This window comes from Actinocrinis puniceicyclus (genome assembly GCF_018283645.1).
Lineage (GTDB): Bacteria > Actinomycetota > Actinomycetes > Streptomycetales > Catenulisporaceae > Actinocrinis > Actinocrinis puniceicyclus.
On the sequence record NZ_JAGSXH010000110.1, the window covers coordinates 1 to 18995 of the forward strand.

The 18995-nt window shown below is 73.6% G+C and carries 13 protein-coding genes; 5 read left to right on the forward strand and 8 right to left on the reverse strand.

Going from position 1 to position 18995, the window contains the following annotated elements:
• Positions 1-45: 45 nt before the first annotated feature.
• On the reverse strand, positions 46-1173 hold the full coding sequence (locus KGA66_RS23080) for a polysaccharide deacetylase family protein (RefSeq protein WP_211470539.1): 1128 nt from the start codon (positions 1171-1173) through the stop codon (positions 46-48).
• 162 nt (positions 1174-1335) lie between these two features.
• Positions 1336-2547, reverse strand: coding sequence for a translation initiation factor eIF-2B alpha/beta/delta subunit family protein (locus tag KGA66_RS23085; RefSeq protein ID WP_211470540.1), 1212 nt, complete (start codon positions 2545-2547; stop codon positions 1336-1338).
• A gap of 170 nt (positions 2548-2717) precedes the next feature.
• On the opposite strand from KGA66_RS23085, the gene KGA66_RS23090 reads away from it, so the two are divergent.
• From KGA66_RS23090 to KGA66_RS23105, 4 genes are all read left to right on the forward strand, one after another.
• Positions 2718-4190: an RICIN domain-containing protein gene (locus KGA66_RS23090; protein ID WP_312887037.1), complete on the forward strand. Its 1473-nt coding sequence runs from the start codon at positions 2718-2720 to the stop codon at positions 4188-4190.
• 152 nt (positions 4191-4342) lie between these two features.
• A complete protein-coding gene (locus KGA66_RS23095; protein ID WP_211470542.1) occupies positions 4343-4837 on the forward strand; it encodes a hypothetical protein in 495 nt (164 codons plus the stop codon).
• 34 nt (positions 4838-4871) lie between these two features.
• Complete coding sequence (locus tag KGA66_RS31830; RefSeq protein WP_369015940.1) at positions 4872-6266, forward strand: nitronate monooxygenase; 1395 nt, start codon at positions 4872-4874, stop codon at positions 6264-6266.
• An 11-nt stretch (positions 6267-6277) separates the two neighbouring features.
• Positions 6278-7441, forward strand: a complete 1164-nt coding sequence (locus KGA66_RS23105; RefSeq protein ID WP_369015941.1) for a TIGR04053 family radical SAM/SPASM domain-containing protein — start codon at positions 6278-6280, stop codon at positions 7439-7441.
• A 44-nt stretch (positions 7442-7485) separates the two neighbouring features.
• Here the strand turns inward: KGA66_RS23105 and KGA66_RS23110 are convergent, their stop codons facing one another.
• The 6 genes from KGA66_RS23110 to KGA66_RS23135 form a co-directional block, all read right to left on the reverse strand.
• Positions 7486-8694, reverse strand: a complete 1209-nt coding sequence (locus tag KGA66_RS23110; protein WP_211470553.1) for an NAD(P)/FAD-dependent oxidoreductase — start codon at positions 8692-8694, stop codon at positions 7486-7488.
• A gap of 615 nt (positions 8695-9309) precedes the next feature.
• On the reverse strand, positions 9310-10053 hold the full coding sequence (gene narI / locus KGA66_RS23115) for a respiratory nitrate reductase subunit gamma (protein WP_211470555.1): 744 nt from the start codon (positions 10051-10053) through the stop codon (positions 9310-9312).
• Positions 10050-10691, reverse strand: a complete 642-nt coding sequence (narJ, locus tag KGA66_RS23120) for a nitrate reductase molybdenum cofactor assembly chaperone (RefSeq protein WP_211470557.1) — start codon at positions 10689-10691, stop codon at positions 10050-10052. The genes narI and narJ overlap by 4 nt, the downstream gene beginning before the upstream one ends.
• Positions 10688-12427 carry a nitrate reductase subunit beta gene (gene narH, locus KGA66_RS23125; RefSeq protein WP_211470559.1) on the reverse strand — a complete coding sequence of 580 codons (1740 nt, stop codon included), beginning with the start codon at positions 12425-12427 and terminating at the stop codon, positions 10688-10690. Before narH ends, narJ begins: the two co-directional genes overlap by 4 nt.
• A 1-nt stretch (position 12428) precedes the next feature.
• Positions 12429-16151 carry a nitrate reductase subunit alpha gene (locus KGA66_RS23130; RefSeq protein WP_312887038.1) on the reverse strand — a complete coding sequence of 1241 codons (3723 nt, stop codon included), beginning with the start codon at positions 16149-16151 and terminating at the stop codon, positions 12429-12431.
• A gap of 106 nt (positions 16152-16257) precedes the next feature.
• The gene (locus KGA66_RS23135; RefSeq protein WP_211470565.1) at positions 16258-17520 is read right to left on the reverse strand and encodes an MFS transporter; all 1263 of its coding nucleotides are present in this window, start codon (positions 17518-17520) and stop codon (positions 16258-16260) included.
• A 419-nt stretch (positions 17521-17939) separates the two neighbouring features.
• On the opposite strand from KGA66_RS23135, the gene KGA66_RS23140 reads away from it, so the two are divergent.
• Positions 17940-18680 (forward strand): hypothetical protein, encoded by a 741-nt coding sequence (locus KGA66_RS23140; protein ID WP_211470566.1) that lies wholly within the window; start codon positions 17940-17942, stop codon positions 18678-18680.
• The last annotated feature ends 315 nt before the right edge of the window (positions 18681-18995 follow it).

Here is an 18995-nt window from a genome sequence, read left to right on the forward strand (position 1 = left end):
CTCCCGGCCTGTCCGTCCCGCCGCGGGCGGCGGGCCGCGCGCCGGTCAGACGCTGGTGAAGCGGTACCCTGCGCTCAGCAGCTGCGGCAGCACGATCTTGAGCGCCGCGACGGTCTGCGAACGGTCCCCGCCCCCGTCGTGCTCCAGGACGATCGACCCGGTGCGCGTGTTCTTCATGATCCGCTGCACGATCGTGCTGACCCCCGGGCGCGACCAGTCCCGCGGGTCCACGGACCAGTCCAGCGGCCGCAGCCTGGCCTGCGCGCAGGCCAGGAACACCGTGTGGTTCCACGCCCCGTAGGGCGCCCGGAAGAGCGCGGGGGCCACCCCCACCGCGCCGAGCGCGTCGTTGGCCCGGGCGATCTGCGAACGCACCCCCGACAGCGACAGCTTCGACTGGTCCGCGTGGTTCCACGTGTGGTTCACGATCGTGTGCCCGGCCGCCGCGACCTCGGAGACCAGCGACCGGTTCGCCGCGATCTGCTCGCCTATCATGCAGAAGGTCGCGTGGATCCGGTACTGCTGGAGCACCGCCAGGATCTTCGGGGTGAACTGCGCGCTGGGACCGTCGTCCAGCGTCAGCGCGATCACCTTCGGCCCGGCGTGCACGTAGTACTCCGGGTGCGACTGGACCTGCGCCGGGTTCACCCCGCTGCCCGGGTTGTTCACGTCCGGCGGCGGCGAGGGGGGCGCCGCGGCCGCCGACGAGGAGGACAGGTCCGAGGGGGTGCGCGTCGGGGCCGGCGGCGAGGAGGGCGAGGGCGAGTGTGAGGGCGCCGGCGAAGCGGTGGGCGAGGAACCCGCCGACGCCAGCTGCGCCGCCGTCGCGATCCCGCACCCGCCCACCAGCGTCAGGCCCCCCGCCGCGAGCAGCACCTTGCGCCGCGCCAACGGCCGGCGCGCGGACGGCCCCTGATCGCCGGGCGGATGGCCACCCGGCCCGTACCCGCCGTAGCCGCCCGGCGCACCGTAACCGCCCGGGCCGGACGGGCCGGTGCGCTGCGCGACGATCCCGCGCGCCGCCGCCTCGCGCAGCGGCAGCGTCTCGTCCAGCGCGTCCCCGCGCTCTGCGCCCTCGGGACCGCCGAGCGCCACCGTGCGCTCCAGGTCCTCATCACGCGCCGCGTTCTGCCCGAAGCCGCGCGAGCGCCGTTCCCACGATGTGTGATCCACGTTCGGTAAAGACGGCGCACCCGCCGATCCGGTTGTAGGTTCTTCAGACAAATTTCAGACACGGCCCGGCGGCCGCCCGGTGAACGCAAGCACATCAGAGCGCGTACGGCGCGCGGCCGCGCGGTGCGCGCCCCCTCGCGGCGCAGGCGGCCCGACGCCGCCTCAGCCCGCCGCGTGCCCGCCCGGCCCGCCGCCGGGCGGCGCGGCCGGGTCGAAATACGCTGACACCTTCTGCGCCTCGAACGGGCCGCGGTCGGTCACGATCCGCGTCACGTACTGCGGCGGGGTGACGTCGAACGCCGGGTAGTACGCCTGCGTCACCAGGGGCGAGGCCGTGCGCACGCCCTGCACCGAGAGCACCTCCGCGCCCTCGCGCCGCTCGACCACCACGTCGGCCGCGGCGGGGGAGCGGGGATCAGGGGCCTGGATCAGCACGTAGAACGGCACCCCGAACGCGCGCGCAGCCAGCGCCGCACCGAGCGTGCCGACCTTGTTGAACACGTGCCCGTCCATGCTGACCCGGTCCGCGGCCGTCACCAGCGCGTCCACCGGCCCCAGCGCGCTGAACGGGCTGAGCACCGCCGCGGCCATCCCGTCGGTGATCAACGTCACGTCCTGGCCCATCTGCGCCAGCGTGTGCGCCGTCAGGCGCGCGCCCTGCAGGTAGGGGCGCGTCTCGGTGGCCACGTACGAGAAACGTTTGCCCGCCGCGTGCCCGGCGCGCACCAGCTCGATCAGGTAGGTGTCCATCCAGCAGTGCGTCAGCAGCCGCGCCCCGTCCTCCAGCAGCGCCGCCGCGTGCCCGGCCAGCAGTGCGCAGCGGCGCCGGAACCACAGCGCCTGCGCGGCGGCCTCGCGCTGCACCGCCTGCGCCACCTGCGCGGAATCCAGCGCCCGGCCCCGCGCCGCGGCCGCGGACAGCTCGGCCTCCAGCGCCGCCTGCACCGCGCGCACCGCGTCGCCCACGCTGTTGTTCGTCGGGCGCGCCCCCGCCAGCAGCCCCGCGGCCTGCCGCAGCGCCGCCACGGCCTCGGCCGGCGGGCCCGCGGCGCGCTGGCGCGCGGTGAGCACCAGAGCGGCCAGCGCCGCGAAGATCGGCCCGGTGCTCTGCGTGACCATCCGCCGCATCGCATCCGCCACCTGCTCGCCCGAGCTCGCGCGCACCCACACCTCCTGATGCGGGAAGACGCGCCGGTCCAGGATCACCACCGCGTCCGGTTCCAGGCGCACGCTGCGCTCCAGCACGGGGACCGGCAGCGGCGCGCCGTCCCGGGCGTAGCAGCCCTCGATCGCGGCCTCCACCGAGACCGCCGCGCCGCCACGTGCAACTTTCGCGCCGCGCCCGTGCGCCGCGCCGCCCGCCGTCCCTGCCATCCGCCACCCTCCAGCCACAGCGCCCGCCGCGCACCGCGCCCTCGCGCCGCGGGCATTGACGCACCGCGCACCCGGGCACACAGTGAGCCACGCGTCCGCCCGCGCGCGCCGTCGCTGCGCCGCGACACCGCGCCCGTCAACATTCTCACTGCCGAGACGGAGCCCCGCACGTGCCCAGACCCTACCCGCGCCGCGCCGCCGCGCCGTTCGCCGCCGCCCTGGCGTTCCTGGTGGCCCTCGCCGCGGCGCTCACCGCCGCCCCGGCGCACGCCGCCACCGCCGCCTTCACCCCCGGCGCGGCCTGGAACGACACCGGCGGAAACCCGCTGCAGCTGCACGGCCTGGGCATCGTCCAGGCCGGATCCACCTGGTACGGCTTCGGCGAAGACAAGACGGGCGAGAGCAGCTCGAACACCGCGTTCCAGGACATCCCCTGCTACAGCTCCGCCGACCTGTCCTCCTGGACCCGCCAGGGCACCGCGCTGGCCCGCCAGGCCGGCGGCGACCTGGGCCCCGGGCGCATCGTGGAACGGCCCAAGGTGCTGCACAACCCCACCACCGGCAAGTACGTGATGTACATGCACATCGACAACGGCAGCTACTCGGAGGCCAAGGTCGGCGTCGCCGTGAGCGACTCGGCGTGCGGCCCCTACACCTACCGCGGCAGCTTCCAGCCGCTGGGCTACCAGAGCCGCGACATCGGGCTGTTCCAGGACGGCGACGGCACCGGGTACCTGCTGAGCGAGGACCGCGCCAACGGCCTGCGCATCGACCGGCTCTCGGCCGACTACCTGAGCGTGGCCGCCCCGGTGGCGCTGCTGGCCGACTACGAGGCCCCGGCCATGGTCAAGATCGCCGGCACGTACTATCTGCTCGCCTCGCACCTGACCGGCTGGTCCACCAACGACAACGTCTACGCCACCGCCCCCTCCCCGGCCGGCCCCTGGTCGGCGTTTCGCGCCTTCGCGCCCACCGGCACCAGCACCTACAACTCGCAGACCGCGAACATCATCACCGTCGCGGGATCCTCGGCGACCACGTACATCTACGCCGCAGACCGGTGGACCACCGGGAACCTGGGCACCTCGCCGCTGATCTGGCTGCCCATGACCGTCTCGGGTACCACGCTGACCGTCGGCTGGCAGCGCTCCTGGACGCTGGAGAGCGCCGCCGGAGCCTGGGGCGCCGGCGCGTCCAACCCCGCCGGCGGCAGCACGCACTACCTGACCAACGCGCACAGCGGCCTGGTGATGGACGTCAGCGGGGGATCGAGCGCGCCGGGCGCCAAAGTCATCCAGTGGACCAACCACGCCGGCGCCAACCAGCAGTGGACGCTCAACCCCGCCGGCGGCAACGCCTACACGCTGCGCAACGCCAACAGCGGCCTGTGCCTGGAGGCGCCCGGCGGCTCCACCGCGCAGGGCGTCCAGCTCGACCAGGGCACCTGCACCGGCGCCCCCGGCCAGCAGTGGGCCTTCGACGCCGTCGGCTCCTACACCTCCACCGGGGACACCAGCTACCTGATGGTGGACCTGGGCAGCGGCCTGGCCGCGGACGACTACGGCAACTCCGCCACCGCCGGCGCCGCCGTCGACCAGTGGCCCGGCAACGGCGGCAACAACCAGACCTGGAACCTGTCGTAACAGGGCGCGACGCGCGCGCGGCGGGACCTTCGTCCCGCCGCGCGCCGTACTGAACGGCCCTGCCGCGCGCGCGGCAGGGCCGGGAGGCTGGGGCGCGCGGCCCGGCGCGGTGCCGGATCAGCCGCCTGCGAACCCCGGAAGGAGGCGCGCCCGTGCGCGTCCGCCCCACGACGCTGGCCGACCTCGTCGGCTGCGCGCTGCTCGCCGCCGGGCCCGTGATGCTGGCGCGCGGCCGGGCCGGCCGCGCGCAGCTGCGGGCCGAGCTGGAAAGCCAGCACATCGCGTTCCCCGCACGCGAGCAGGACCTGCCCGAGCCGCTGCGGCACCTGGCCGGCCGGCCGGTGCGCAGCGGAGACGACGCGCGCGCCTTCTCCGAACTGATCAAGTCCCACCTGGCCGCCGCGACCTCGGGCCGCACCTACGCGCAGATCACCGAGGAGTGCGCGAAGGACGGGCGCGGCGACGAGAAGCTCGCCGCGCTGCGGCAGACCGCGTTCATGGGCGAGACCCTGCGCGCGGGCCTGATGAGCGCCTACCAGGCATCGAACATCACGCTGCTGGTGATGGGGCTGGGGGTGCTGACCACCGGCGTCGGCGCCAGCCTGCTGGCGCTCTCCCACGCCGACGGGCGCTCCCGTGACCGCTGAGGGCAGCACCGCGCCGCAGATCATCCAGGGCGGCATGGGCGTGGGCGTCTCCGGCTGGCGCCTGGCCGCCGCGGTGGCCCGCGCCGGCCAGCTCGGCGTGGTCTCCGGCACCGCGCTCGACGCGGTGCTCGCGCGCCGCCTCCAGCGCGGCGACCCCGGCGGGCACGCCCGCCGGGCGCTGGAGCAGCTGCCGCTGCCCGGGGTCGCCGGGCGGATCCTGGCGCGCTACTTCGTGCCCGGCGGCCTCGCGCCGCGCACCCCGTTCCGCCCGGTGCCGCGCACCGCGCTGCGGCACAACCAGGCGCGCGCCGAGCTGACCGTCGCGGCGAACTTCGCGGAGGTCTACCTCGCCAAGGAGGGCCACCGCGGCCTGGTCGGGGTCAACTACCTGGAGAAGATCGCCACGGCCAGCGCCGAGGCCGCCTACGGCGCCATGCTCGCCGGCGTCGACTACGTGCTCGTCGGCGCGGGCGTGCCGGCGCAGATCCCCGAGTTGCTGACCGAGCTGGCGCGCCAGCGCCCGGCCCGCCTGTCCGTCCCGGTCGCCGGCCCGGACGCGGGCCAGGAACAGCACCCGCTGCGGTTCGACCCGCTGGCGGTCTTCGGCGCGCACCGCGGCCCGAGCCGCCGCCCGCACCTGCTGGCGATCGTCTCCTCCGCGGTGCTGGCCGCCTACCTGGTGCGCTCGCCCGCGACCCGCCCGGACGGTTTCGTGCTCGAGGGCGCCGACGCCGGCGGGCACAGCGCCCCGCCGCGCGGCCCGCTGCGCCTGGACGAGCACGGCGAACCGGTCTACGGCGAGCGCGACCGCATCGACGCGGCGAAAGTGCGCGCCCTGGGCCTGCCGTTCTGGCTGGCCGGCGGGTACGCCGGGCCGCGCGCGCTGGCCGAGGCGAAGGCCGCGGGCGCCTGCGGCGTCCAGGTCGGCTCGGCGTTCGCGCTGTGCGAGGAGTCGGACCTGCGCGCGGACCTCAAGCGCGAGGCGCTGGCGCGGGCCGTGCGCGGCGAGATGGACGTGCGGGCCGACCCGAACGCCTCGCCGACCGGTTTCCCGTTCAAGACCGCGCAGCTGCCCGGCACCCTGACCGAGCAGGACGTGTACGAGGGCCGCCGCCGCCTGTGCGACCTGGGATACCTGCGCACCGCGTACCGCACCGCGCGCGGCGGGATCGGGTACCGCTGTCCGGCGGAACCCGTCGAGGAATATGTCGCCAAGGGCGGCAGGATCGAGGACACCGTGGGCCGCCGCTGCCTGTGCAACGCCCTGACCAGCACGGTCGGCCTGGGCCAGACCCGCGCGGGCGGCTACGCCGAAGCGCCGCTGGTCACCCTCGGCAAGGACCTGGGGTTCCTGGCGCACCTGCTGCCCGCCGGGGCGCAGGGCTACAGCGCGGCCGACGTCATCGAGCACATCCTGGCCCCGTCGTGACCGGCCCCGCGATCCGCACGCCGCGCCACGACGCCGCCGACCGGCCGTTCATCGTGATCTGGGAGGCCACGCGCGCCTGCCCGCTGGCGTGCCTGCACTGCCGCGCGGAGTCGATCGCGCGGCGCGACCCGCGGGAACTCGGCACGGCCGAGGCGCTGGACCTGCTGGCCGTCGACGCCTTCGGCGCGCCCTGCCCGCTGTTCGTGATCACCGGCGGCGACCCGTTCCAGCGGCCCGACCTGATGGAGCTGGTCGAGCGGTTCTCCGCGCGCGGCGTCCCGGTGGCCGTCTCCCCGTCGGGCACGCCCACGCTGACCCCGGAGAACCTGCGCCGGCTCTACGACGCCGGCGCGCACGCGATCTCGCTGAGCCTGGACGGGTCCAGCGCGCAGATCCACGACGCGTTCCGCGGCGTGCCGGGCGTGTACGACCAGACGCTCGCGGCATGGCGCACCGCCCGCCAGATCGGGCTGAAAGTGCAGATCAACACCACGGTCACCGGGCACAACCTGACCGACCTGCCCAACATCGTGCGCCTGGTGCACGAGTACGGCGCGATCGTGTGGAGCGCGTTCCTGCTGGTGCCCACCGGCCGCGGCCGGGCGCTGGAGCAGCTGGATGCCGCCGACGTCGAGGACGTGCTCAACTTCGTCTACGACGCCGGCAAGCTCGTGCCGTCGAAGACCACGGAGGCGCACCACTACCGGCGCGTCACGCTCCAGCGCCTCGTGCTGGAGCAGCGCGGCGAGGACCCGGCCGGCGTGCTCGGCCTCGGGCCGCTCTACCAGAAGCTGCGCGCCGGGCTCGACGCGCTCGCCCTGCCGCCGCGGCGCACCCGCCGCCCGCCGATGCAGATCAACGCCGGGAGCGGATTCGTGTTCGTCTCCCACACCGGGGAGGTCTTCCCCAGCGGGTTCCTGCCGTTCGCGGCGGGCAACGTGCGCGAGCGGCCGCTGACCGAGCTGTACCGCGACACCCCGCTCTTTCGCCGGATGCGCGAACCCGCCTCGCTCAAGGGCCGCTGCGGGGCGTGCGAGTTCCGGCAGGTGTGCGGCGGGTCGCGCTCCCGCGCGTACGGCATGACCGGCGACCTGCTGGCCGAGGAGCCGTGGTGCTCCTACCGGCCGGGCTCGTTCCCGTACCAGGAGCAGCTCGCGCCGCTGCTGGCCCGCTGACGCGGTGCGTCGCGCGGCCCGGCCGGGCCGCGCGACGCACCGCGCTACGCCAGCCCGCGCAGCATCAGCCGCCAGTACAGCGCCGGCAGGCCGTAACGCTTGAGCAGCCACATGTCGGTGCGTTCGCGAAAGGTGTCGATGAAGGGCAGCGACGGGCGCGCGGTCAGTTCGTAGTCGAACTCGGCCAGCAGCATCTTGTGCCGCGCGGTGACCAGCGGGCAGGAGGTGTAGCCGTCGTAGCGCGCGGACGGCTGCCGCCCGTGCAGCGCATCCAGCAGGTTCGCCGCGGCGACCGGCGCCTGCTTGCGCACCGCGGCCCCGGTCTTGGAGGTCGGCAGGTTCGCGGCGTCGCCGAGCGCGAAGACCTGCGGGAAGTCGGGGGAGCGCAGCGTGTGCTTGTCCACCTTCGCGTACCCGTAGGGGCTGGCCGGGTCCGCCAGCGGGCCGCCGGCCAGCCACGAGGGGGCGCTCTGCGGCGGCGTGGCGTGCATCAGGTCGTAGCCGACCACCTCGCTGGTGCCGGCGGCGTTGTCCCGGATCGTCGCCTCGCGCCGCGCGCCGTCCACGGCGACCAGTTCGCTGCTGTAACGCACCTCGATGCCGTAGCGCGCGGCCACGCCCTCCAGGACGGCCGCCCACTGCGGCTGGCTGAAGATCGAGGCGGTCGGCAGGACCAGGATGACGCGCATGTCGCCGAGCACGCCCTGCTTGCGCCAGTAGTCCGCCGCCAGGTAGGCGATCTTCTGGGGGGCGCCGGCGCACTTGACCGGGCCGGCCGGCATGGTGAACACGGCGGTGCCCGAGCGCGCGGCGCGGATCAGCTCCCAGGTGTGCCCGGCGTGTTCGGGGTCGTAGTTGCTCGACACCGCCTCGCGGCCCAGCGCTTGGGCCAGGCCCGGTATCCGATCCCAGTTCAGCTGCACCCCGGGGGCCAGCACGAGCGCGTCGTAGGGCAGTTGCTGGCCGTCGCCGGTCAGCACCGTGCGCTCCTCGGGGTCCACCGACACCGCCCGGTCGCGCACCCAGCGCACGCCGCGCGGCGTCACCGAGGACTGCGGCCGCCGGGAGGCCGACAGCGGCGCCTCGCCGCCGCCGACGAGGGTCCACAGCGGCTGGTACCAGTGCACCGGTGAGGGTTCGAGGACGCAGACCCCGTCGAGGCCCGCGCGGCGCAGCCTCGCGGCGACGCAGATGCCGGCGGTTCCGCCGCCGATGACGACGACGCGGGCGGCGCTGGGCTCTGGCTTGGGCACAGGGGCTCCTTCCGGGCTGGTGGCCCCCGAGGCTACCGGCGAGCGTCACCGCGGGGCACCGGCCACGGCGCCCGCGTATCCGGGAACTTCGCCTCTACCGGCCGCGCGCCGCGGCGGCCCTGGCACCGCGATAGGCGCGGGGCCGCCGCGGGGCCGCTGGGCGGCGACGAGTCGCGCGCACGGGTTCCGGGGTGCCGCAGCGCGGCGATCCGCTGGGGTCACCCGACCGGATCGGGGTGGCGTCAACGTAACGGGCACCGGACCCGCACAGGCCGGTTTCGCCGCGGCGTTCTTTGACGGGGCAGGGCGCTCGTGACGCTCACCCGGGTACACCTGTTCTCACGCGTGGGCCCCGACCAGTTGCATCGCATGGTGCCGGCACGCATCGGCGTCTTCGGACCGGCCTGCCTGTGCGAGCGGGTCGGCGGGGGGGGGAGAGAGAGAGAGAGAGGATCAGGCTGGCCACGCCGCCCGACCCGGCGCACCCGCACCCGCCGATCTGCGCCGCGCGAGAGCCGCGCGGCGCCCGGCTGCGCCCCCGCACGTGCGGGGAACTGCCAAGGCGCCGCGCGGCCATCGCCCGCGGCCGGGTGCGCTCGCTTCAGGCCCCTGCGGTCAGCTCGCCTTCTCCCACCCGCGGCGCGCCGCGCGCGAGGAGCTCAAGCGCGGATCCCGGCTGCGGTAGACGATGTACGGCCGCGTCAGGTACCCCACCGGCGCGGAGAACACGTGCACCAGCCTGCTGAAAGGCCAGTACGCGAACAGCGCGCACGCCGCGAGCACGTGCAGCCGGAAGCCGAGCGGCGCGCCCAGGATCAAGCCGGCGTGCGGGCGCAGCAGCAGCACCGAGCGCAGCCACGGCGAGACCGTCTGCCGGTAGTCGTGCGGATGCCCGCTCAGCGTCCCGTACAGCGTCGTGCCCAGCCCCAGCAGCAGCGTCACCGCCAGCAGCACGTACATCGCCTTGTCGTTGCGGGTCGTGGCGGAGAACACCGAGCCGACCGTGCGCCGCCGGTAGACCAGGATCGCCACCCCGGCCACCGCCGCGAGCCCGGCGAGCGTCCCGACGCTGAACGCCACCGCGTGGTACATCCCCTCGCTCACCCCGAGCGCCGCGGTCCACGACTCGGGCACCAGCAGCCCGACGACGTGCCCGAAGAACACCGCCAGGATCCCGAAGTGGAACAGCGGGCTGCCCCAGCGCAGCAGCCGCCGCTCGTAGACCTGCGAGGAGCGCGTGGTCCAGCCGAACTTGTCGAACCGGTAGCGCCAGTAGTGCCCGACGACGAACACCGCGATCGCCGCGTAGGGCACCGCGACCCACAAAAGCACGTTGACCGCGCTGTCGTTCCCGCTCATCGGCGGCCTCCCACACTCTCGGGCATGTACTGCGGCGGTGCGAACGGCTCCAGGCCCACCTGCTCGTCGGGCGGCCCCTGCGCGGCCAGGCGCGCGGCGGCGGCCCGCTGGTCGCCGGTCAGCGCCGGCAGCGTCGCCGAGAGCGCGTCGAGCAGGTCCCGCCACGGGGAACCCGCGTCCGCCAGCGCCAGGCGCAGCAGTTCCACCCCGGCGCGGTACTCGGTCAGCAGCCGCCGCCCGGCCTCGGGCCGCGCTGCGGCGAACTCCAGCGCGACGCACAGGTGGTCGGGCAGCTCGTCCTGCGCCAGGCGCAGTCCCGCCGCCGCGTACTGCTGCTTGAGGCGCAGCAGCGCCACGCCGCGCTTGCGGGTGTCGCCGTGCGTGTAATAGGTCAGATACAGGCAGCCGCGCCGCTTGTGGTCGAAGGTGGCGACGTACTGCTGCGCGATCTGCTCGGGCGTGCCCGCCCCGAGGAACGCCAGGAACCGCGCCAGCGGCCCGGCGACCGGCGCGGGCAGTGTCGCGGCCGCCCGATGCAGCAGCGGCAGGTTCCCGTACAGCTCCTCGTCGGGGTAGCCCAGCAGCACCGAGAGCGTCTGCCACGCCCGCGCGTCGAGCGCCTCGTTCTTCCCGCTCACCGCGCACCCCCCGCGCCGCCGTCGCCCTCGACGCCCGCGCCGCCGACACCGGCGCCCTGCGCCGAACCCGGGTGTGCGGAAGACTCGTGCGCGGAACCCTCCTGTGCGGAAGGCTCGCGCCGGTGCGGGAACATCCCCTGCGGCCGCCCGCGCCCGTCCCACGCGAACAGGTTGACCCGGGCCGGGGCCGCGTCCGAGTCCGCGGACGCGCCCTGGCGCTCCCGCAGCGCGCGCTGGTCGCGCACCGCCGGCGGCGCCTGCGCGCCCGACCCGCCCATGCCCGGCCCGCCCTCGTACTCCAGCGAGCACTGCGTCGCCAGCTCCTCAAGGCTGTGCGCCTGCTCGGCGTGCGCCGACGGGATGACGTACCGCTCGTTGTACTTCGCCAGCGCCAGCAGCCGGTACATGTCGTACATCTGCTCGCCGCTCATCCCGGCCGCCGCGGCGATCGACTCGTCCGCCTCGCGCCCCAGGTTGATCTCGCGCATGTACGAGCGCATCGACGCCAGCGTCTGGAGCACCCGGCGCACCGGCTCGGGATCCCCGGCCGAGAAGAACCCGGCCAGGTACTCCACCGGGATGCGCAAAGCGTCGATCGCCGCGAACAGGTTGCCCCGGTCCTCCGCGTCGAACCCGCTCTCGCGCACCACGTCCACCACGGGCGAAAGCGGCGGGATGTACCACACCATCGGCATGGTGCGGTACTCCGGGTGCAGCGGCAGAGCCACCTTGTACTTGTTGATCAGCGCGTACACGGGGGAGCGCTGCGCGGCCAGCACCCAGTCGCGCGGGATGCCCGCCGCCTGCGCCGCCTCGGCCACGGCCGGGTCGTGCGGGTCGAGGAACACCGAACGCTGCGCCTCGTACAGGTCCTTCTCGTCCGCCGTCGCGGCCGCCTCAAGCACCCGGTCGGCGTCGTAGAGCACCAGCCCGATGTACCGAAGGCGCCCCACGCACGTCTCCGCGCACACCGTCGGCATGCCGACCTCGATGCGCGGGAAGCAGAACGTGCACTTCTCCGCCTTACCGGTACGGTGGTTGAAATACACCTTCTTGTACGGGCAGCCCGAGACGCACATCCGCCAGCCGCGGCACCGGTCCTGGTCCACCAGCACGATGCCGTCCTCGCTGCGCTTGTAGATCGCGCCCGACGGGCACGAGGCCGCGCACGAGGGATTCAGGCAGTGCTCGCAGATACGCGGCAGGTAGAACATGAAGGTCTGTTCGAACTCGAACTTGACCTTCTCCTCGACGCCCTTGAGCATCACGTCCCGCTCCCCGTGGTCGGCCGACCCGCCGAGGTTGTCGTCCCAGTTCGCCGACCAGGTGATCTTCATGTCCCGGCCGGTGATCGCCGACTTGGGCCGCGCCACCGGGGTGTGCTCCTGCGCCGGAGCGCTGGTGAGCGTCTCGTAGTCGTACGTCCACGGCTCGTAGTAGTCCTCCAGCAGCGGCAGCTTCGGGTTCGAGAAGATCGACAGCAGCTTGCGCACCCGCCCGCCGCCCTTGAGCGCCAGACGCCCGCGCTTGTTCAGCGTCCAGCCGCCGCGCCAGGCCTCCTGGTCCTCGTAGCGGCGCGGATAACCCTGCCCGGGCCGCGTCTCGACGTTGTTGAACCAGGCGTACTCCACACCGGTGCGGTTCGTCCACGCCTGCTTGCACGTCACCGAGCACGTATGGCAGCCGATGCACTTGTCCAGATTCATGACCATCGCCATCTGGGCCATCACACGCATGTCAGTACTCGACCTCCTGGGAACGGCGCCGGATCACGGTCACCTCGTCGCGCTGGTTCCCGGTCGGGCCCAGATAGTTGAACGCGTAGCACAGCTGGGCGTAGCCGCCGATCAGATGGCTCGGCTTGATCAGCAGCCGCGTCAGCGAGTTGTGGATCCCGCCGCGCCGGCCGTTGGTCTCGGTGCGCGGCACGTCGATCAGCCGGTCCTGCGCGTGGTGCATGTACACCGTGCCCTCGGGCATGCGGTGCGAGACGATGGCGCGCGCGACCACCACGCCGTTGCGGTTGACCGCCTCGATCCAGTCGTTGTCGTGCACCCCGATCTTCGCCGCGTCCGGCGTGCTCATCCACACCACCGGCCCGCCGCGCGAGAGCGAGAGCATCAGCAGATTGTCCTGATACTCCGAATGGATCGACCACTTGTTGTGCGGGGTGAGGTAACGCACCGTCACCCCCAGTTCCCCGCGGTCGCCGACCGCCGGCTCACCGAAGAGCACGTGCATGTTCAGCGGCGGGCGGTACACCGGCAACTGCTCGCCCAGTTCGGCGATCCACTCGTGGTCCAGGAAGAAGTGCTGGCGCCCGGTCAGCGTGTGCCAGGGCTTGAGCCGCTCGACGTTGATCGTGAACGCCGAGTACCGCCGCCCCCCGCTCTCCGAACCCGACCACTCCGGACTGGTGATCACCGGCGTGGGCCGGTTCTGCGTGTCCGCGTACGTGATCTGCTTACCCTCGTGCTCGGCGGCCAGGTCCGCCAGCTTCGTGCCCGTACGCGCCTCCAGCGTGTGGAAACCCTGCGTGGCCAGGCGCCCGTTCGTGGTGCCCGACAGCGCCAGGATCGCCTCGCAGGCGTGCACGTCCCGCTCCAGCGACGGACGCCCGTCGGCCACCCCGCCGCGCACCGCGCCGTTGGTGCGCCGCAGGTACTCCACCTCCGGCTCGACGCGGAACGTCACCCCCTTCGTCGTCGCGCCCAGGGAGTCGGCCAGCGGCCCGAGCGCCGTCATCTTCTGCGCCACCGCGCCGTAATCGCGCTCGACCACCGTGAACCTGGGCAGGTTCACCCCCGGCACCGGTTCGCACGAACCGTCCGCCCAGTCGCGCACGTGCCCGTGCGGGGTGGCCATCGCGTCCGGCGTGTCGTGCAGCAAGGGCGAGGCCACCAGGTCGCGGCGCACCCCCAGCCGGTCGGCCGCCAGGGCGCTGAAGACCCGCGCCAGCGAGTTGAACGAATCCCAGTCGGTGCGCGCCTGCCACGGCGGCGCGATCGCCGGATTGAACGAGTTGACGAACGGATGCATGTCCGTCGAGCTCAGATCGTGCTTCTCGTACCAGGTCGCGGCCGGCAGCACGATGTCCGAGTACAGCGTCGTGCTGGTCATCCGGAAGTCCAGCGACAGCAGCAGGTCCAGCTTGCCCGTGGGCGCCTGCTCGTGCCAGACCACCTCCTTGGGCCGCGCGCCCGGCGGCGCCTCCTCGGCCCGCACCGCCGAGTCGGTGCCCAGCAGATGGCGCAGGAAGTACTCGTTGCCCTTCGCGGAGGACCCCAGCAGGTTCGCCCGCCACACCGTCAGCACCCGCGGGAAGTTGCGCGGGTCGTCCGGGTCCTGCGCGGCGAAACGCAGCCGCCCCGCCTTGATCTGCCCGACGGCGTACGCGGCGGGGTCCTGGCCCGCCGCCTCGGCCTCGTCGGCCAGATCCAGCGGATTGCGCTCGAACGTCGGGTACGAGGGCATCCAGCCCATGCGCGCCGAGGCCGCGATCACGTCCGCCGTGGCCCGGCCCTCGAACGCCCCGCCGCGCCCGGTCGCCGAGAGCGAACCCGCGCTGAAGGGGTCGTAGCGGAACTGGTCGGTGTGCAGGTACCAGTACGCGGTCTGGATCATCGTGCGGGCCGGGCGGTTCCAGTCGCCCGCGCTCGCCAGCAGCGAGTACCCGGTGATCGGGCGGACCTTCTCCTGGCCGACATAATGCGCCCACCCGCCGCCGTTGACCCCCTGGCAGCCGGTCAGCGTCGTCAGCGCCAGGAACGAGCGGTAGATCGTGTCGGAGTGGAACCAGTGGTTCGTCCCCGCCCCCATGATGATCATCGAGCGGCCGCGGGTGTCGCGCGCGTTCACCGCGAACTCCCGCGCGATGCGCGCCGCGGCCACGGCGGGCACACCCGTGATCGACTCCTGCCACGCCGGGGTGTACGGCTCCTCGGCGTCGCCGTACCCGGACGGCCAGCGGCCCGGCAGTCCCGCGCGCGCCACGCCGTACTGCGCGAGCATCAGGTCGAACACGCTCGTCACCAGCCGCCCGGCCACCCGGCGCACCGGCACCCCGCGCAGCATCCGCCCGCCCGGCCCCTGCTCGGTGTCGAACCGCGGCAGCGTCACCGCCACCGGCTCCAACTCGCCGCCGGCCGCGGACAGCAGCGGCTCGACCTGCCCCAGATCGAGGTTCCATCGGCCCTGCCCATCGGCTCCGAAGCGGAACCCGAGCGACCCGCCGGGCACGACCGGCGCGCCCTGCGCGTCGAGCAGCACCGTCTTGAACGCGGCGTTCTCCTGCGCGGCCTGCTGCCCGCCGAGATCCGCCGCCGTCAGGAACCGCCCCGGCGCGTACGCGCCCGCGCCGCCGCCTTCGCCGTCCTGCCCGTCGGGTTCCAGCGTGACCAGGAACGGCAGATCCGTGTACTGCTTGACGTACCGGTCGAAGTACTCGACCCGCTCCTCCAGGAAGAACTCGCGCAGGATCACATGGCCCATCGCCATCGCCAGCGCGGCGTCGGTGCCCGGCACCGGGTGCAGCCACTCGTCGGCGAACTTCACGCTGTCGGCGTAGTCCGGTGCCACCGCGATCACCTTCTGCCCACGGTAGCGCGCCTCGGTCATCCAGTGCGCGTCCGGGGTGCGCGTCACCGGCACGTTCGCGCCCCACATGATCAGGTACCCGGCGTCCCACCAGTCGCCCGACTCCGGCACGTCGGTCTGGTCGCCGAACATCTGCGGGGAGGCCACCGGCAGGTCCGCGTACCAGTCGTAGAACGAGAGCATCGGCGCGCCGATCAGCGAGTAGAACCGGGCGCCGGCCGCGTGCGAGACCATCGACATCGCCGGGATCGGGGAGAAGCCGGCGACCCGGTCCGGCCCGTACTGCCCGATCGTGTACACGTGCGCCGCGGCCGCCATCTCCAGCGCCTCGTCCCAGCTCGCGCGCACCAGCCCGCCCTTGCCGCGCGCCGACTTGTACCGCCGCGCGCGCTGCGGGTCCTCCACCACGTCCGCCCACGCCGCCACCGGGTCGCCCAGGCGGGCGCGCGCCTCCCGGTACATCTCCAGCAGCACCCCGCGCACGTACGGGTAACGCACCCGCGTGGGGGAGTAGGTGTACCAGGAGAAAGAAGCACCGCGCGGACAGCCGCGCGGCTCGTACTCCGGCCGGTCCGCCCCGGCCGAGGGATAGTCGGTCTGCTGGGTCTCCCACGTGATGATGCCGTCCTTGACGTACACCTTCCACGAGCAGGACCCTGTGCAGTTCACCCCGTGCGTGGAGCGCACCACCTTGTCGTGGGACCAGCGGTCCCGGTAGAACGCGTCCGCGGAACGCCCGCCGACCTGATGCAGCGTGCGAAGGTCCGCCGAGACCTCCCCGCGGGTGAAGTATCGGCGGGTGCGTACGAGGGCGTCGGCCAACTCGCCGTCCAATCCCGCGGACGGCGCAACAAACTCATCCACCTGGTGCTTCCCTTTCTCCGGACCGCAGCCCGCGTCCCACATCGCGTGTCCGGCCGCGGTTCGCGGCCGGACACCTGGTCCTGCTGATCGTGAACGCCGGGCTGCTTTACGCGGCCCCGGTCGTGGGCCGCGCGCCGCTCGCGCCGGCGGCGGCGTTCGCCGCGCGCCGCACCGCGGTCGCGGTGAACAGCGCCATACCGGCCGCCACCAGGCAGAGCATCGCCAGGCCCGCGCCGTAGGTGCCGTAGCGCCCGTAGAGCGAACCCATCACCAGCGGCGGGATGAACCCGCCCAGGCCGCCTGCCGCGCCGACCACTCCGGTGACCGACCCGACCTGCTGCGCCGGCGCGAGCAGCGCCACCATGGCGAAGGTCGCTCCGCTGGCCGCGCCGAGCGCCGCGGCCATGGCCAGGAAGGCCAGGGTGCCCGCCGGCGCCAGGCCCAGGGTGAAGGACTGCGCGAACGCGCCGACGACGACGAGCGCGAGCGACCCGGTCAGCACCCGCGTCGGCCCGAACCGGTCGGACAGGAACCCGCCGACGGGCCGCATCAGGACCGCGACCAGTACGAACCCGGCCATGCGGTTGGCCGCGTCGGACTGCGCCAGGGTGTAGGCGTTGCGCAGGTAGGTCGGCAGGTAGACGGAGAACGCGACGTAACCGCCGAAGGCGACCGCGTACAACGCCGATGCCTGCCAGGTCACGCGCAGCCGCATCGCAGAGGCCAGCCGCCGGCCGAGCGGAAGCGTCGGCACGACCCGGTCCGGGTTGTCGCGCAGCACCACCGCCGCGACGATCGCGTACAGGCCCAGCGCCACGGCGGTGATGACGAACGGCGTGGCGAATCCGTGCGCCTTCACCAGGTTCACCGTCGTCAGGGCGCTGATGGCGGTGCCGCCCATGCCGGCGCCGAACACGCCGATCGCCAGCCCGCGCCGCTGCGGGGGGAACCATTCGTTGACGAACGGCACGCCCACGGCGAACGCCGTGCCGGCGAAGCCGAGGAAGAACCCGCCGACGAGCAGCGCCGCCAGGGAGGAGTGTCCGGGCAGCCCGAGGTAGAGCACCGGCACGATCGTGGCCGCGGACACCAGCGGGAACATGACCCGGCCGCCGTACCTGTCGGTCAGCGCGCCCACCGGGATGCGCCCGAGCGAACCGACCACGACCGGCACCGCGACCACCAGCGCCTGCTGGAAGGAGGTCAGGTGCAGCGAGTCCTTCAGTCGCGGGCCCAGCGGGCTGAGCAGCGCCCACGCCCAGAAGTTCAGCGCGAACCCGAGCGTGGCCAGCGCCAGCATCGTGTACCGCCGCCGCGCCCCGGGCACCCGCGGTGCCTCCCCGGAAGGCGTGACCTGCGTCTCAGACATCGGACGAACTCCGTTTCCCTGATGGATGCGCGAGCTGACAATCGACGCATACCGCCGCCGGCGGTCGCGTTCCATGTCAGCCTCTTGTAGCGGGCGCATTCCCTCATAGGGCCGAACGGCCCGCCGCGTGGGGGCCGCGCGGACGTGCGCGGCGTCACAAGGCGCACCGGCGCGGGCGCAACGCCCTGTCCCGAAACCGTTGCAGCCGGGGCGATCCGCCCGTCCCGGACCGCCTCGGCAGCCGGGCGCAGCGCGTCCCGGCCGCCCGGCCGTCCCCGCGGACGAGCCGAGGAGCGGACGGGCGAAGGAGCCGAGGAGCGAAGGAGGACGGTGCGTCGCCGGCGACGCACCGAGAGCGCTCGGGCAGCGCCCGGGACACGCGCTTTCGCAACGCTGCCCGCCACGGCACACTTGTCCCTATGACAACGGGGGGCGCCCGTGACGGGCGCATCGTCAATACATTCATGCACATCCTGCGCTGGCTGGTCCTGGCGCTGTTCGCCGCGACGCTGCTGCAGGTGCTCGCGGTCGCCAGTCCCAGCAGTCACGCATTCGTCGATCAGCTCGAGGACCGCATCCGCGCGGGAAGCACCACCGCGGTGCTCACCGACCAGGCCGACGCGACCGGCGTCAGGGTCCTGTGGCAGACCGGGTTCTTCAGCTGGACACAGGCCTGGTACCAGCCGCCCGGCGCGCAGAGCGGGTCCGGCCCGGCCGAGGGCGGCGAGCAGGCCTCGCCCCGCGGGCAGCTGGTCGGCGAACTGACCGCGGTCGCCCGCCGGTCCGGCCACACCGTCAGCGTCACCGACGTCACCAGCTACCGGGTGCTGCTGCTCAACGCCGGGCAGCTGACCCTGGGCGCACCGCTGGGCACGATCGCGGTCGCGCTGTGGATCGTGCTGTTCGCGCGCATGCTGCTGACCCGCGAGCACCGCTACGCCAACCGCTGGGCCTGGTTCTGGCTGTTCACCGTCGGCCAGATCGGGGCGCTGCTCTACGTGTGGAGCGAGCCCGAGCCGCTGCTCATGCCGCTCGGGCGCTCACGCGCGCGCGTACAAGCCGACCAGCCGATCACCGGGGGCACCGGCTGCCTGCTCTCGATCGCCTCGACGTTCCTGGTCAGCGTGGTCGGCCTGGTGCTGTTGCATCTGCTGGCTTAAGCGGCGCCTTCACCGGTTCCGGGGCGGATCGGCCGATCGACGACGCTCGCCGCGTCGCCGAAGCGCCCGCAGTCAACCCACGGTGTCGAAGCGGCCCCCGTCGCCCAGGACGGGGGCCGCGCGTCGGTCGGTGCAGTCGCGGATGGTCAGGCAGCCGCGGTTTGTCGGGCCGTGGCGGACGGTTCAGGCGGTGGCGGGCTGCGGAGCGGAGTGGGTGAGGATCTCGGCGTCGGCCGGGACGCGGCGTGCGTGCCAGAACCCGAATCCGACCAGCAGCAGCATCAGGAAGGCCAGGCTGAAGGACGCGACGGAGGC

Coding starts and splice junctions, on each gene's coding strand:
- KGA66_RS23085 (WP_211470540.1), bottom strand. CDS start 2,547: ATGGCAGGGACGGCGGGCGGCGCGGCGCACGGGCGCGGCGCGAAAGTT.
- KGA66_RS31830 (WP_369015940.1), top strand. CDS start 4,872: ATGGGCGTGGGCGTCTCCGGCTGGCGCCTGGCCGCCGCGGTGGCCCGC.
- narI (WP_211470555.1), bottom strand. CDS start 10,053: ATGAGCGGGAACGACAGCGCGGTCAACGTGCTTTTGTGGGTCGCGGTG.
- narH (WP_211470559.1), bottom strand. CDS start 12,427: ATGCGTGTGATGGCCCAGATGGCGATGGTCATGAATCTGGACAAGTGC.
- KGA66_RS23135 (WP_211470565.1), bottom strand. CDS start 17,520: ATGTCTGAGACGCAGGTCACGCCTTCCGGGGAGGCACCGCGGGTGCCC.
- KGA66_RS23140 (WP_211470566.1), top strand. CDS start 17,940: ATGACAACGGGGGGCGCCCGTGACGGGCGCATCGTCAATACATTCATG.